This is a genomic window from Candidatus Pelagibacter sp. uisw_091 (assembly GCF_059512525.1).
In genome coordinates this window covers 972,233-986,826 of record NZ_CM183455.1, presented here as the reverse complement: position 1 = coordinate 986,826, position 14,594 = coordinate 972,233, and the positions used below count along the sequence as shown (strand labels likewise).

General features: G+C 30.8%; 12 protein-coding genes. 4 read left to right on the top strand and 8 right to left on the bottom strand.

Features of this window, described 5'->3' with window-relative positions; genetic code table 11:
* Positions 1–2 precede the first annotated feature (2 nt).
* From pgsA to uvrB, 5 genes are read right to left on the bottom strand one after another with little or no spacing between them, the layout of a single operon-like run.
* The gene (gene pgsA, locus AC5YGA_RS05320; RefSeq protein ID WP_271511643.1) at positions 3–587 is read right to left on the bottom strand and encodes a CDP-diacylglycerol--glycerol-3-phosphate 3-phosphatidyltransferase; all 585 of its coding nucleotides are present in this window, start codon (positions 585–587) and stop codon (positions 3–5) included.
* 2 nt (positions 588–589) lie between these two features.
* Complete coding sequence (gene uvrC / locus AC5YGA_RS05315) at positions 590–2,425, bottom strand: excinuclease ABC subunit UvrC (RefSeq protein WP_415308089.1); 1,836 nt, start codon at positions 2,423–2,425, stop codon at positions 590–592.
* Positions 2,412–2,837 carry a dihydroneopterin aldolase gene (locus AC5YGA_RS05310; protein ID WP_415308088.1) on the bottom strand — a complete coding sequence of 142 codons (426 nt, stop codon included), beginning with the start codon at positions 2,835–2,837 and terminating at the stop codon, positions 2,412–2,414. Before AC5YGA_RS05310 ends, uvrC begins: the two co-directional genes overlap by 14 nt.
* On the bottom strand, positions 2,834–3,586 hold the full coding sequence (locus tag AC5YGA_RS05305; protein WP_415308087.1) for an SDR family oxidoreductase: 753 nt from the start codon (positions 3,584–3,586) through the stop codon (positions 2,834–2,836). Before AC5YGA_RS05305 ends, AC5YGA_RS05310 begins: the two co-directional genes overlap by 4 nt.
* Positions 3,568–5,739, bottom strand: a complete 2,172-nt coding sequence (gene uvrB / locus AC5YGA_RS05300) for an excinuclease ABC subunit UvrB (RefSeq protein WP_415278012.1) — start codon at positions 5,737–5,739, stop codon at positions 3,568–3,570. Before uvrB ends, AC5YGA_RS05305 begins: the two co-directional genes overlap by 19 nt.
* Positions 5,740–5,774: 35 nt before the next feature.
* Here uvrB and AC5YGA_RS05295 point away from each other — a divergent pair, with 35 nt between their 5' ends.
* A complete protein-coding gene (locus tag AC5YGA_RS05295) occupies positions 5,775–6,974 on the top strand; it encodes a pyridoxal phosphate-dependent aminotransferase (RefSeq protein WP_415308086.1) in 1,200 nt (399 codons plus the stop codon).
* On the opposite strand, the gene AC5YGA_RS05290 is transcribed toward AC5YGA_RS05295, so the two are convergent.
* Positions 6,967–8,736 (bottom strand): ABCB family ABC transporter ATP-binding protein/permease, encoded by a 1,770-nt coding sequence (locus tag AC5YGA_RS05290; protein WP_415308085.1) that lies wholly within the window; start codon positions 8,734–8,736, stop codon positions 6,967–6,969. The genes AC5YGA_RS05295 and AC5YGA_RS05290 overlap by 8 nt on opposite strands.
* Before the next feature lie 103 nt (positions 8,737–8,839).
* Here AC5YGA_RS05290 and AC5YGA_RS05285 point away from each other — a divergent pair, with 103 nt between their 5' ends.
* The 3 genes from AC5YGA_RS05285 to AC5YGA_RS05275 all read left to right on the top strand — a co-directional run bounded on the left by AC5YGA_RS05285 (position 8,840) and on the right by AC5YGA_RS05275 (position 11,968).
* Positions 8,840–9,289, top strand: coding sequence for a YtoQ family protein (locus AC5YGA_RS05285; protein WP_271483063.1), 450 nt, complete (start codon positions 8,840–8,842; stop codon positions 9,287–9,289).
* Between the two features lie 11 nt (positions 9,290–9,300).
* A complete protein-coding gene (locus AC5YGA_RS05280; RefSeq protein WP_415308084.1) occupies positions 9,301–9,951 on the top strand; it encodes an NAD(P)H-binding protein in 651 nt (216 codons plus the stop codon).
* A 205-nt stretch (positions 9,952–10,156) separates the two neighbouring features.
* Entirely contained in the window at positions 10,157–11,968 is a 1,812-nt protein-coding gene (locus tag AC5YGA_RS05275; protein ID WP_415308083.1) for a hypothetical protein, read from the top strand.
* A gap of 8 nt (positions 11,969–11,976) precedes the next feature.
* On the opposite strand, the gene AC5YGA_RS05270 is transcribed toward AC5YGA_RS05275, so the two are convergent.
* Entirely contained in the window at positions 11,977–12,321 is a 345-nt protein-coding gene (locus AC5YGA_RS05270; RefSeq protein WP_415308082.1) for a hypothetical protein, read from the bottom strand.
* Positions 12,321–14,462, bottom strand: a complete 2,142-nt coding sequence (locus tag AC5YGA_RS05265) for an autotransporter domain-containing protein (RefSeq protein ID WP_415308081.1) — start codon at positions 14,460–14,462, stop codon at positions 12,321–12,323. The genes AC5YGA_RS05270 and AC5YGA_RS05265 overlap by 1 nt, the downstream gene beginning before the upstream one ends.
* Positions 14,463–14,594 lie beyond the last annotated feature (132 nt).

Sequence of the window (14,594 nt, the reverse complement as noted above, 5' to 3'; positions counted from 1 at the left end):
ATTTACTTTTTATTATCCTCAGATATTGCATGGTCAATGCCTTTTCTTAAATATTCATAACCGGTATATAGAGTTAAAAATGCTGAAAGCCAAAGCAGGATTATACCAATAGTTTGTGCATTATAATCCTGAAAGTTTAAAATTTTATTACCAGTTTCACCCGTCAGTAAAAGAGCTATGGCAACCATTTGTAAAAAAGTTTTTAATTTTGCTAAATTAGTTACGGGTAATTTAATTTGCCCTCTAGCTAAAAACTCTCTTAAGCCTGAAATTAGAATTTCTCTTGTAAGTATTATAATTGCAGCAATAACTTCGTAATGTTTAATTGTTCCACTCATAACCAATAATATAAGTGCAGTAGCAACAATGATTTTATCTGCTATAGGATCAAGTAATTCACCTAACTTAGACTCTTCGCCCATCATTCTTGCCAACATTCCATCCAAAAAATCAGTAAATGAGGCAATCACAAATAATACGCATGCGGTTAAATCACCGTAAAAGCCTGGCAAATAAAATGCCAGAACAAAAAAGGGTACAATTATAATTCTACCAATTGTTAAAATATTTGGAATTTTTTTAAGCATAATTATTCGTGAAAAAAGTTATATATCTTTTTTGCAACTTTTTCCTCAACACCTTCAACTGATTTAATCTCATCAAAACTTGCGGATTCTACCGCTCTAGCGGAACCAAAATGGTTTAATAGTGCTCTTTTTCTAATAGATCCAATACCATCAATTTGATCTAATAATGATTTTGTAATTCCTTTTGCTCTTTTTGCCCTATGAGAGGTGATGGCAAATCTATGTGCTTCATCACGTAGTCTCTGCATAAAAAAGAGGGTGGGGTCATTCTTATCAAATTTAAATGATTTGCCCTTATAGAAAAAAGTTTCATCTCCACTATTTCTTAATTTACCCTTAGCAATAGCAATCATAGGAAGATCGTGTAAACCAAATTCATCCAATACTTCTTTGGCAGATGAATATTGGCCTTTACCACCATCAATTAATATCAAATCAGGGAGAGTTAAATAATTTCCCTTTTCTAACATTGCTCTTTTAAATCTTCTTGTAAGAACTTCTTTTAACATTGCAAAATCGTCTTGTTCAGCACCCTTTGTCTTGATGTCAAATTTTCTATATCTTTTTTTAACAAATCCTTCATTTCCAAAAGTAATCATAGCACCTACACTATTTGTTCCTGAGATATGGCTATTATCGTAAACCTCAACCAAGTTTAGACCATTTTTAAGATCAAATTTTTTAGTCACACTATCAAATAAATTTTTATTATTATTTGTTTCATAAATTTTTCTATTAAGTGACTCTTTGGCATTTTTTTCTGCCATAGCAATGACTTTAGCTTTGGTACCTTTTTTTGCTACATTAATAGAGATTGTGCTACTTTCTTTTTTGCTTAAAGTTTCTTCAATTAATTTCTTGTCCTCAATTTCTGTATTAATAATTATTAATTTTGGAACATTTTTATTTTCATAAAACTGCATCAAGAAGGAAGACATTATTTCAGATACGTCCTGATCAGGATCGTGTTTTGGAAAATAAGCTTGGTTGCCCCAATTTTGTTTAGACCTATAAAAAAATACCTGAATGCAAGTTTTACCAGATTCTTTATAGGCAGCAATTACATCAGCATCAATTAAATTTGCTTCATTAATTCTTTGTGATGATTGAATTATATTTAAGGATTTAATTCTATCTCTAAAAATAGAAGCTCTTTCAAAATCAAGTTTTTCACTTGCTTCCTCCATTTGTTTAGATAGGTTTTTTTGTATGTCTCTTGATTTACCCGATACAAACTGAATTGCCTGATCTACTGATTTTTTATAATCTTCCTTATCAATATAATCCACACAAGGACCTGAACATCTTTTTATTTGATAAAGTATGCAGGGTCTTTTTCTATTCTTGAAAGTGCTATCATCACAAACACGAATTTGAAATATTTTTTGAAGCATCTTAATTGTCCAATTTGCAGTTCCTGCTGAAGCAAACGGCCCAAAGTAAAATCCTTCTTTATCTTTTTTCCCCCTATGTTTTGTAACTTGTGCCCATTGGTCTTTATTGCTGATGAAAACAAAGGGAAAAGACTTGTCGTCTTTAAGCAATATATTGAATTTAGGTTTATATTTTTTGATTAAATTAGCCTCTAAAAGAAGTGCTTCACTTTCATTCGCAGTAGTCGTTATCTCTAACTTAAAAGTTTGAGAGAGCATCCTTGCTGTTCTGATGATATGATTTTTTTCAGCCACATAACTCTTCAATCTATTGGGTAGGTTTTTTGCTTTACCTACATATAAAATCACATCCTTGTGATCAAGCATTCGATAAACTCCAGGACTTTTAGGAATTAATGGAAGCTCTTTTCTAATTACGTCTTTGCCTAATTCAGAGCTTTTCATGACTTCTTTTTTTGGTAATTTGGATACCAACAGAGGCACATTCTTTTATAATTTCTAATTTTTCAATTTGAAGCATAATTTTTCCAATTCGTTTATCTTTAAACAATACATCAAAAACATCTTCAGCCAGTGTTTCTAAAAAATTATAATGCTTCTTTTTTGCAAGTTTTGTAATTAATTTTACAACCTGACCATAATTAACAATTGATTTAATATCTTTGTCATTTGTTGGTTTTCTATCTTCATAATCAATCTCTAAACTAAATTTTACTTTTTGTGTTTTTTCTTTTTCAAAATCATAATAACCAAGCTTTAAATCTAAAGTTAGTTCTTTAATAAGAATTTTTTTTTCGTAATTAAATAAACTTTTATTTTTATCTATTTTAATAATATTTAAATTATTTTTTTTCATTCTTTTCCAATTACATCTGGTGTTTGCCAGTTTAAACTTTGTCCACTATCTATTGCTATTACTTGACCTGTAATTGAACTGTTTTTGATAAAAAAGTCAACAGCAGAACATATGTCTTTTACATTTACCTGTTGTTTTAAAGGGGTTGCTAAGTACTGCTTTTTAAAATGCATGTCAGTTTGCCTTTTGTTTTTTATAGTAGGTCCTGGTGCAATTCCATTAACCCTTATATTTGGAGCTAATTCCATAGCACTAGTTTTTGTTAGAGTATAAAGGCCAGTTTTGCTTAAAGTATAAGAAAAGAAAAAGGGAGTTAACTTAAAAACTCTTTGATCAATTATGTTTATAATATTGTTATTTTTACCTTTTGTATTTTTTGAAAATTCTTTTGTAAGATATGCGGGTGCTTTTAAATTTACATCAATATGCTGGTTCCAGCTTTTAGAAGAAAAATTTTTAAGACTGTCATTTTCAAACAATGAAGCATTATTGACCAAACAATCAAAGTATTTTAATTTTAACTTTGAGAATTTTATAATTTTTTTTAAATCTTGTTCCTTGGCAAGGTCACCTTTTACCAAATAAACTTTTGTTTTATTTTTTGATAATTCTTTTTGTAATTTTTCAGCGTCAGATTTAGAACTATTGTAATGAATTACCATTTCAACTCCTGGACCTGAGAGTTTCTTTGCAATAGCAGCACCTATTCTTGTTGCTGCTCCTGTGATAATTATTTTGTTTGCTTCCATTTTTTCTTACCTTTTTGTGCTCTTGTACCAGGTAAGCCCATTGTTGATCTACCTTTTGGATATGTTCTATTTTCTTGGTTATAGTGTTTTATTTTTGGGTTTAAAACAATTTCTAACTCTGATGCTTCTAAATTTCTTATTTCATCTCTAATTTTACCAGCTTCTTCAAATTCAAGATTTGTGGCTGCATCTTTCATTCTTTTGTTGAGCATCTTTAAGTGTTTCTTTAAATTTCCACCAATATTGTCTCCAGTACCTACTTTTAAATAATCCTTGTCATAAACATTCTGCAACACATCACTGATTTCTTTCTTAATAGAGACGGCATCAATATTATGCTTTTTATTATAGGCAACTTGGATTGCCCTTCTTCTATCAGTTTCCTGTATAGCTTTTTTTATACTTTTAGTTTCTTTATCTGCATAAAGAATAACTCTTCCTTCCAAGTTTCTTGCAGCCCTTCCAATAGTTTGAACTAAAGAAGTTTCGGATCTTAAAAATCCTTCTTTATCAGCATCTAAAATCCCAACTAATGCACATTCTGGAATATCTAGCCCTTCTCTTAAAAGGTTAATTCCTACTAAGACATCAAAAACACCAAGTCTTAAATCCCTCATGATTTCTATTCTCTCTAGTGTATCGATGTCCGAGTGTAAATATCTAACCCTAATTCCATTTTCGTGAAAATATTCGGTTAAGTCTTCAGCCATTTTCTTTGTTAAAGTTGTGACCAATACTCTAAAATTTTTGTCGATTGTTTTTTTGCATTCATGCATCAAGTCATCAACTTGATTTTTGGCGGGTTTTATTTCAACTGGTGGATCAATTAGACCAGTAGGCCTTATTATTTGTTCAACAAATTTACCCTTAACTTGCTCTAATTCCCAAGGGCCTGGTGTTGCTGATACAAAAACTGTTTGTGTTCTCATTGCATCCCATTCTTCAAATTTAAGAGGTCTATTGTCCATGCAAGAAGGTAATCTAAAACCATATTCGGCAAGATTACTTTTTCTAGATCTGTCTCCTTTGTACATACCATTTAATTGAGGAACTGTTACATGGCATTCATCTACAAAAATAAGAGTGTTGTCAGGAAAGTATTCAAATAGAGTGGGAGGTGGTTCCCCTGGTTTTCTTCCAGATAAAAAACGAGAATAGTTTTCAATACCAGCACAAGACCCTGTTGCTTCTATCATCTCTAAATCAAACTTAACTCTTTCTTCTAATCTTTGTGCTTCAAGTAATTTATTTTGTTCTTTGAATTTTTTTAAAGTTACTTCTAATTCTCTTTTAATTTTAATAATTGCTTGCTCAATAGTTGGTTTAGGTGTGATGTAATGACTATTAGCATAAACTTTTATTACATCTAAATCTTGAATTAGATCTCCTGTTAAGGGATCAAATTCCTCTATTTTTTCTAATTTATCGCCAAATAAACTTAATCTCCATGCTCTATCTTCAAAGTGTGAAGGAAATATTTCAAGATATTCTCCTCGAGCTCTAAAAGTTCCTCTATAAAAACTCTGATCATTTCTTTTGTATTGTAAATTTACTAAAGTTTTTATTAGTTGCTCTCTGCTGTATTCATAATCTTTCTTTAAACTCAACGTCATCTTGCTGTACGCTTCAACAGAACCCAGACCATAGATACAAGAAACACTTGCAACAATAATTACATCATCTCTCTCTAATAGTGATCTAGTAGCTGAGTGACGCATTCTATCTATTTGTTCATTAATGGAAGCTTCTTTTTCAATATAAGTGTCAGACCTTGGTACATAAGCCTCAGGTGTATAGTAATCATAATAAGATACAAAATACTCAACAGCATTGTCTGGAAAAAAAGATTTCATCTCTCCATAAAGCTGTGCAGCTAGTGTTTTGTTAGGAGCAAGTATTAGAGCTGGTCTATTAGTTTTTTCAATTACTTGGGCCATTGTAAAAGTTTTTCCAGAACCTGTTACACCAAGCAAAACTTGGTTTAACTCTTCTTTATTTGCACCCTTAACTAGTTGTTTTATTGCTTCTGGCTGATCACCTGCTGGTTTAAAATCTGTAACAAGTTTAAATTTTTTCCCACCTTCTAGTTTCTGGTGAATTTCAGGATTTTTACTCTGTATATCTGTAATTAAATCTTGATAAGTATTTTGCATTATCTATAAAACTATTAGAATAAAAATATATTTCAATGAGCATTATATCAGACAGTCTAAAAAAGATTAAACCATCGCCAACTATTGCTGTAACTCAAAAGGCAAGAGAGTTAAAAGCTGCTGGAAAAGACGTTATAGGTTTAGGAGCAGGAGAGCCTGACTTTGATACACCAGATAATATCAAACAAGCGGCTATAAAAGCCATTAATGACGGTGATACCAAATATACAGCCGTTGATGGAACTGCTGCCTTAAAAGATGCTATTGTTAAAAAATTTAAAAGAGAAAACAGTCTAGACTATACAACTGATCAAATCACAGTTGGTGCTGGTGGAAAACATGTAATTTATAATGCCATGATGGCAACCCTAAATGAAGGGGATGAGGTTATAGTTCCTGCACCTTATTGGGTTTCTTATCCTGACATGGTTTTATTAGCAGGTGGAACTCCAATTATTTTAGAGTGTAATGAAAAACAAGGATTTAAAATTAATCCAGCTGAATTAGAAAAATATATAACACCAAAAACAAAGTGGATAATATTAAATTCACCATCAAATCCAACAGGCGCTTGTTATACTGAAGGTGATATTAAAGAAATCGCAGATGTTTTAGCAAAACATCCTCACGTGCATATTTTAAGTGATGATATTTATGAGCACGTAACATACGAAGGTTTTAAATTTTTTACTATTGCACAAATTGATAGCTTGAAAGAAAGAGTTCTTACAATGAACGGTGTGAGTAAAGCTTACTCAATGACTGGCTGGAGAATAGGGTATGCGGCTGGTCCTAAAGAAATTATTAAAGCAATTGCTAAAATACAATCGCAATCAACAACAAATCCATCTTCAATTAGTCAAGCTGCAGCGGTTGAAGCATTAAATGGAACTCAAGATTTTATAAAAGAGAGAGCAATTTCATTTCAAGAAAGAAGAAATTTTGTTGTTAAAGCATTAAATGAAATAGACGGAATTGAATGTTTAAATCCAGATGGAGCATTTTATGTTTTTCCAAGCTGCAAAGGGTTAATTGGAAAAAAAGATACAAACGGTAAAGAGCTTAAGACAGATACTGATTTTGTTCAGTCTTTATTAGAAAATAGTGGTGTTGCAGTTGTTCAAGGTTCTGCATTTGGTTTAGAGGGTTTCTTTAGAATATCTTATGCAACTTCTATGGAAAATCTTAAAAAAGCATTAGAAAAAATATCTTCTTTTTGTAAAAGTCTTAACTAGGTTTTTGCTTTCCCCACATCTCAAAATATTTACCTTTTTCTAGTAATAAACTCTCATGCGTCCCTTGTTCAATAATAGCACCCTGATCAAGAACAATAATATTATCAGCATTTGCAGCTGTAGATAGTCGGTGAGCAATAATTAAAGTTGTTTTACCTTTAGAGACATTCTCTAGATTTTTTTGAATTTCTTTTTCTGTACTAGTATCTAATGCAGATGTCGCCTCATCAAAGAAAAATATTTTAGGATTTTTTAGAATAGTTCTTGCAATAGCAACTCTCTGTTTCTCTCCACCAGATAATTTCAACCCTCTTTCTCCTACAATTGTTTCATAACCATCCGGTAAAATTGTTATAAAATCATGTATATCAGCATTTTGTGCAGCACTAATAACTTCCTCTTTAGTAGCACCAGTATTACCGTAAGCTATATTATAATAAATCGTGTCATTAAATAAGACAGTGTCTTGTGGGACTACACCAATAATTTTTCTTAAAGAGTTTTGAGAAATTTTATTTACATTTGTATTGTTAATAAAAATATTTCCTTCTTTTGGATCATAAAACTTGAATAACAGTCTACTTATTGTTGATTTACCAGCACCCGTTGGTCCTACGATAGCTACTTTTTTTCCATTAGGAACAGTAAATGAAATATTTTTAATGATAGTTCTTCTTACGTCATAATCAAAACTAATGTTTTCAAATCTAATTTCTGCATCGTTACTTTGGGGTATATCATCAAGATCATCATTCGTTGTTGGGGAAACTTCTAATAAGCTAAACATGTTTTCCATATCAGTTAGTGCTTGCCTAATTTCTCTATAAACAGAACCCAACCAATTCAATGGCTGATATAATTGGAGCATGTAGGCATTAATTACAACAAACCCACCAATATTAATCTCTCCACTTTTGATCCCATAAACTGACATCACCAACATAATAGTAATACCCACCATTATGATAAATGTTTGGGCTATGTTTAATAGTGAAAGAGAATGTCTACTTTGATTTGCTGCTAACTCATATTCTTCTAATGATTGATCAAGTCTATTAGCTTCAAAGGCCTCATTGTTAAAATATTTAACTGTCTCAAAGTTCAATAAACTATCAATCATCTTAGTGCTGACATCGTTATCAGCTTGGTTCATTCTTTTTCTAAATACATTTCTCCATTCAGTAATCTTAAAAGTTAAGAAAGAATAAAGGCCAATAGTTACAAGTGTTACAACAGCATACCATGGGCCATATAGATAAAATAAAATCCCAGAAACCAAGAACACTTCAAAGAAAGTAGGCACAATATTAAACAAGACATATCTTAGGAGAAAATCTATTCCTTTAGTTCCTCTGTCTATATATTTTGCTAGTGCACCTGTTTGTCTATTTAAATGAAATTGTAAGGATAGATTGTGAAGATGTTGGAACATTGTCAAAGATATTTGTCTAATAGAATGCTGGGAAACTTTTGAAAATAAGGCATCTCTAATTTCAACAAATGTGAAAGCTATTACTCTTGTAACACCATAGCCAACTACTAAAGCTATTGGTACCAGCATAAATAAATTAATACCTGAGCTTAATTCTGTCAGAGAGTTTACCGCACTACCCAATACTAAAGGAGTACTAACGCTTGCTATTTTTGCTAAAACTAAAGCAACAACTGCAAAACTAACTCGTATCCTTAAATCTTTCCTTTTTTTAGGCCACAAATAAGGAAGCAACAGTTTAAAAGTTTTAATGTATTTACCCTTTTTCACAATGTAGATATAACCGATTAGTAAAAATTTGTTACAAGCAAATTAGACTTTATAATAAATTAAAAAATGATATTTAAACTAAAAAAGCAATAAGGAGACATAAATGTTGAGTGTATATTTAGCAGGTGAAATTCACAGTAATTGGCGAGAAGAAATTATTCAACTTTGTGAAAAAGAGAAATTAGATGTTAAATTTACATCTCCCATAACTGATCATGAAGCCTCTGATAATTGTGGTGTAGAAATTCTAGGGGCCGAAGAAAAAAATTTTTGGAAAGATAGAAAAGGCGCTAATATCAATTCAATTCGAACTAAGAAATCTATTCAAGATTGTGATGTAATTATTGTTAAGTTTGGAGAAAAATTTAAGCAATGGAATGCAGCTTTTGACGCGGGTTATGCTACAGCACTTAATAAATCTATGATTGTTATTCATAACGATGATCATCAACATGCTCTTAAAGAAGTGGATGGCTCAGCTGCTGCTGTTGCATCAGATCAAAAACAAGCTTTTCGTATATTGAAATATATATTGGAAGGTTCCTTAAAGTAGGTCTAGTTATAATGAAAACGGCTTTATTATTTGGGTCATCAGGCTTGGTTGGAGGTCACCTCCTTAATCAATTAATTAAGGATACTAATTACTCTAAGATAAAATTATTTGTTCGCTCAGTTCCTGAAATTAGCGATCCAAAAGTAGAGATTATTAAGACTGATTTTAACAACTTACAAAATCACAAAGAGGACATCAAAGGTGATGACTGTTTCTTTTGTATTGGTACAACTAAAAAAAATTCCCCCAATAAAGATGAATATAAAAAGGTTGAACTTGATATTCCTAAAGAAGTTGCAAAAATTGCAAAATCAAATTTGGTTAACTCATTTATTTTTGTTTCTGCATTGTATGCAAACCCCAAGAGTTCAGGAGACTATGTAAGATTTAAAGGACTAGTTGAAGAAGGGTTAAAAGAACTTAATTTTCCAAAACTTGGAATAATGAGACCATCTTTTTTAATAGGTAATAGAAAAGAAAAGAGAGTAAGTGAAACAATAGGTATTTTTGCATTTAAGTTACTTTCTCCGTTGCTTTTAGGTCCTTTAAAGAAAATGAAACCTATTCATTCCGAGACAGTTGCAAAAGCAATGATAATTGTTATTCAAAAAGATATTCAACAAACTATTTTTGAGTCAAATCAAATTGTTGAGATTAACTAATCTTAATTCCACACTTAAAATAGGAAAGTTCAAAAGATAAGTAAAATTAACATAAATCCTACATTTTTATTACCCAATATGGGTACATAAAATTACAAAAGTACAAATAAAACATAATTTATAGAGTATTTTTCACCATGATTTTGTTTTGGAGTAAATTGCTTAATTACTTTTATATTCTTTTTTTTTATTTTGCTCTTTTCTTATGGGTTCTGCCTATTCAGAAAATATAACAGAAGCCAATACTGTAAATAGTACTAGTAATAACAATACCACTCAAAAAAAATTCAATGAAGATGACACATCTTTAACAATTTCAGATTCTATCACTTTATCAACAAGTTCATCATCAACAGTAGATATTAATGCAAAAGATAATGGAACTGTAACAGTTGAGTCTGGCTCTTCAATTTTTTCTAATGGTGCTTCTTCATCTAATGCAATTCAGGGAAAAAATCAATCAGGCTTAACCGTAACTAACTCAGGAACTATCAGCGCCGGTAATTCTAAAGCCATTAACTTACTGAACGCTGAAAATAGCACTATTACAAATAATTCAGGAGGTATTATTAAAAGTAATACTAATACTATTACTGTTACTGAAGGAAGTAGTGATGGTGATACAGCTAATAATGTAACAATAAATAATTCTGGAGAGATTTATGCAGAAGATGTTAGTAGAGGATTTACATCTAGTAATGCTGTCAAATCTGAAAGTGACACTGATAATATAACTATAATAAATAATTCAGGAGGACACATCCATAATAATAATGACTATGACAATGCTTTAAGAGGATCAACAGTTTTTGTTTCCTCAGTATCAGCTGCAACATTTACAAATAGTGGTACAATAGAAAATAAAGCTGGTGTTGATGCTTTCGCACTTGGATTAGCTGGAAGTGGTGTCACGGTAAATTTAAAAGATAAAGGAAAAGTAATAGGTAGAATTAGTATAGTAGGTTCAGGTCACACTATTAAATTACAACATGGTGCTGGTCAGGGTTATTTCTATGACATAGATGGAGCTGGAACTTATGACTTAGAAGATTTAGATGGCAACCCAGTTGTTAAAGGTTCAGCTGGATCAATTGGTCAAGGCGGTAATGAGATGTTAGATGAAACACTAAGTTATAAGTCTTTAAATATGAGAAAGTCTCTTATTCGTTATAATAAAATTGAGGAATATTTAAATCAAGATATAGCTTGGGGTGAATTATTCACCTCATTTAATGAAAGAAAAGGAAATAAAAGTACTTTAAAACTTGGCAGTAAAACAGCTAGTGTTGGTGTAAATTTCATCAACCCTATATCAGAAAATAAAAATTTTATTGTGTCAATAGAGAGAGGTTCACTAAATATTTCCCAAGACCATGATATTAATAAAACTAGTTTCTTAACAGGATTACATTTTAATGAAGTTGAAATTTTTAATACAAACTCAGATTTATTTATATTAGGAGGAGTAAATTACAATAAAAGTGAGAGAAACATTTTAACTAATACAACAGCAACTGGTGAGTTAAATATTACAGATTTATATGAAAACTATGAGTTTTTAATTGGAGCTAAGACAAACCTTAATAGTTTATTTCCAGATTTAAGCCTAAGTAATTTATCCCCAGATATAAGTTTAAATTTTGGCTATTCATACACACCCTCACACGAAGAAAGTGCATATTTTAAATGGGAAGACAAAGATATTTATAATGGTTCAATAGCCTTAAGTGATGAATACGAAATAATAAATAATGAAAAAACAAATTTTTATTTATCATGGATAGCTGATGCTAGATCTGTACTTGATGAAAATGTACAAGTTTTTTATGTAAATGGGGTAAAAGGATCTTACTCTCAGAATAATGATTTAAAAAAGGAATTAAGTTTATCTGCAGGTTTAAATTATGAGTATAAATTTTCAAAAAATAATATTTTTTTAATGTCACTAGATGGACTTCAAACAAGTCAAGACACAAGGGGACTACAAGCAAATTTGAGTTATATTTCTAAATTTTAATTTAATAATTATTCTATAACTTCAATTTCATTAATGATGCTTACAATTTTTCCACCTTTAAGGACGGCATTCACTTTGGCACATTCATAATATGCTGATGAACTCTCTTCAGCTGTTTGTTTCATTTCCAAACACCTAGATTTGCTCTTAGTTAATAGATGCTCAAATAATTCTAGTGGATCACCCAAATACATCATGAGACCAATTACTTCACCTTCTTTTTCAAAATCTGCTTTTTCTTCTATATCTGCTACTCTGTCATCAACACCAATTTCAAAATTTTGAAATGCAACAAAGCCTTTATAAAAAATAAAAGCTAACACTAAATAGAAAGCTATTTTTATTTTACTCATTAAAATTTACTTAATAGAGATAAGTTAGCATTATAATTTTCTTGTTTTAAAAAATCATTTTCTAAATTAAACCCTAAATCAAAACCATTTAATGCTTTAGAAATTTTAAAGCTTGAAGTCATATCTTCATCAAGGCCAAGTGCAAACTCTGTTTTTTTTCTAGATATAAAACCTATTGATAAAAATAATTCATTAATAAAACCCTTACCAAAAATTTTTTGCCTTTGATAATCAGTCCTAATTGTTAAACCTTGATCATGTATAAAATCAAACCCTTGACCTACTGTAAGTATATTTAAATCTTTTTGATTAGCTCGATAGTCAAAAGCTTCATCGACTGTCACGTATTTTGTAATTACATGAGAGTCTGAGGCAAACTCTTTACCGTATTCAAGATTAAATCTAGATTTTAAAGTTGAATTTTCTAAATTATGATCTCTGTCTATTAATACTCCTAAAGAAGCCATTAAAGACCTTATGTGTTGTTTGTTAAAGCTAAGCGCCGAACTCGCAGGGCCACTTTCTGTGTAGCTATCAAGTGTTGTATAACTTCCATCAATATGTGCTGTTGGAGTAATGGTTGCATCAAAGTTTCTACTGTATTCATATTCTCTACCAAAATTAAGTGAACCAAAAGCCTGTTTACCTTTACGGCTACCTGCATTTTTGACACTCTGTCCTTCATATACTCTTAAAATATTAGTATCTAAATAACTAACCCCAAAAACATGTTTTAAAAAATTACGATTATCTAGGCTGTTAGATCCATAAACAGACAAACTTAAAGCATTAGTATCAACTGCAGAACCAAAAGTTCCAACATCAACGTCACTGTAACCAACTCTTAAAGCAACTCCTACTATTTTGTCATTATCTATTTTATCAGCACCCACAGTTATACCAAGGCTATCCATATCTTGTGCAGAACTTAAGGAGCTGTCACCAATTTTTCCAAATCTAATACTACCTTCTGTCCATGCTGCCCAATTTTCAGGTAAACTTTTTTGAATTTGATGAAGTGGATTTAATTTAGCAGGCGTGGAACTTGAAACATTATTAGATATTTTATTGAACAATTCATTTTGAAATAGTAATTCTACTTTTTGTGCATTTGTGTTGTAGCCTTTGTTCGCTCTTAAAATAGTTAGTCTTTTTAAAGCAGACTGGCTTGAGTCATTAGCAAAATTTTTAGCAGTATTAATTTGTGCATCTATTATACCCCTTACATCTTTATTTTTTAGGGGCGTATCACATGTTGATGAACTAGTGACTTTAAAAGGACAAGTTAAGCTATACTCTTGAACTTCTTTATTTGTACCCCAATTTAAGTGATACATTTTTGTTCCAGAAATATCGAAAGCCATGCCACTTAGCAGTCCAGAATTGGAATGAGTTGGTGAGAATGTACCAGTTAATGTTGCGGTTGATATATCGAAAGCAGTAGATAAAGCGTATTCATCAATTTTATTATCAGCGTTAGAACTACCACCACCACCTTTTGCTTTTACTACAAACATTTTTGATCCATCAGCATTGAAACCTAGTCCTTGATGAAAATTTCTAGTTAATTCATTAGTAAGTGTGTTGGTTAAAGTTTTAGTATCAGGGTTATATGGTGTTGAAAGATTATATTCTTCTACCCGCGTATTTGTCTGATTCAAAACAAACATTTTTGTTCCATCATTATTAAAAGCAAATCCTCTTGGATCACCACCAATAGAAGTAAAAAGGGTATCATCTACAGTGATCGATCCAATATCATAGGGTGTACTTAAAGACCATCTATCAATCCCATCATTATTAGTTCCTAAAATAAAAATTACAGTTCCATCTGAATTAAATTTTACATCTTGTGGTTTACTCTCTTCGCTTTGGATAAGTACTGACTTTTCTAAAGTTGCTGAAGTAATATCAAAAGCTGTTGTTAGATTATATTGTAATATTTTATCAGCACCAATTCCTGTAATATACATTTTGGTACCATCAGGTTTAAACGTTATCCCAGTAGCGCTTCCTTCATCGCTGCTGATATCAAAATCAGCAATTAATGTAGGTTCTGCTAAAACTTTTGATAACAATAAAGTCATTGTTATAAAAAAAATAAAAGAATATTTGATTAATTTTTTTAAAAAAAATTTCATAATAAAAAATACCTGATAAATTTTTATTTATTAGCTTTCCTATTGTTATTAGCACCCAAAGTGGGTGTTAATAATGTAACAACTACGATGATTTTGATGAGGTTTTAAACTCTTACTAATATCTAAGCAAAA

What these genes read in the sequence shown, in the direction of transcription:
- AC5YGA_RS05275 (WP_415308083.1), top strand. Translation starts at nt 10,157, where the DNA reads ATGGGTTCTGCCTATTCAGAAAATATAACAGAAGCCAATACTGTAAAT.
- pgsA (WP_271511643.1), bottom strand. Translation starts at nt 587, where the DNA reads ATGCTTAAAAAAATTCCAAATATTTTAACAATTGGTAGAATTATAATT.
- AC5YGA_RS05280 (WP_415308084.1), top strand. Translation starts at nt 9,301, where the DNA reads ATGAAAACGGCTTTATTATTTGGGTCATCAGGCTTGGTTGGAGGTCAC.
- uvrB (WP_415278012.1), bottom strand. Translation starts at nt 5,739, where the DNA reads ATGCAAAATACTTATCAAGATTTAATTACAGATATACAGAGTAAAAAT.
- AC5YGA_RS05285 (WP_271483063.1), top strand. Translation starts at nt 8,840, where the DNA reads ATGTTGAGTGTATATTTAGCAGGTGAAATTCACAGTAATTGGCGAGAA.
- AC5YGA_RS05310 (WP_415308088.1), bottom strand. Translation starts at nt 2,837, where the DNA reads ATGAAAAAAAATAATTTAAATATTATTAAAATAGATAAAAATAAAAGT.
- AC5YGA_RS05305 (WP_415308087.1), bottom strand. Translation starts at nt 3,586, where the DNA reads ATGGAAGCAAACAAAATAATTATCACAGGAGCAGCAACAAGAATAGGT.
- uvrC (WP_415308089.1), bottom strand. Translation starts at nt 2,425, where the DNA reads ATGAAAAGCTCTGAATTAGGCAAAGACGTAATTAGAAAAGAGCTTCCA.
- AC5YGA_RS05270 (WP_415308082.1), bottom strand. Translation starts at nt 12,321, where the DNA reads ATGAGTAAAATAAAAATAGCTTTCTATTTAGTGTTAGCTTTTATTTTT.
- AC5YGA_RS05265 (WP_415308081.1), bottom strand. Translation starts at nt 14,462, where the DNA reads ATGAAATTTTTTTTAAAAAAATTAATCAAATATTCTTTTATTTTTTTT.
- AC5YGA_RS05295 (WP_415308086.1), top strand. Translation starts at nt 5,775, where the DNA reads ATGAGCATTATATCAGACAGTCTAAAAAAGATTAAACCATCGCCAACT.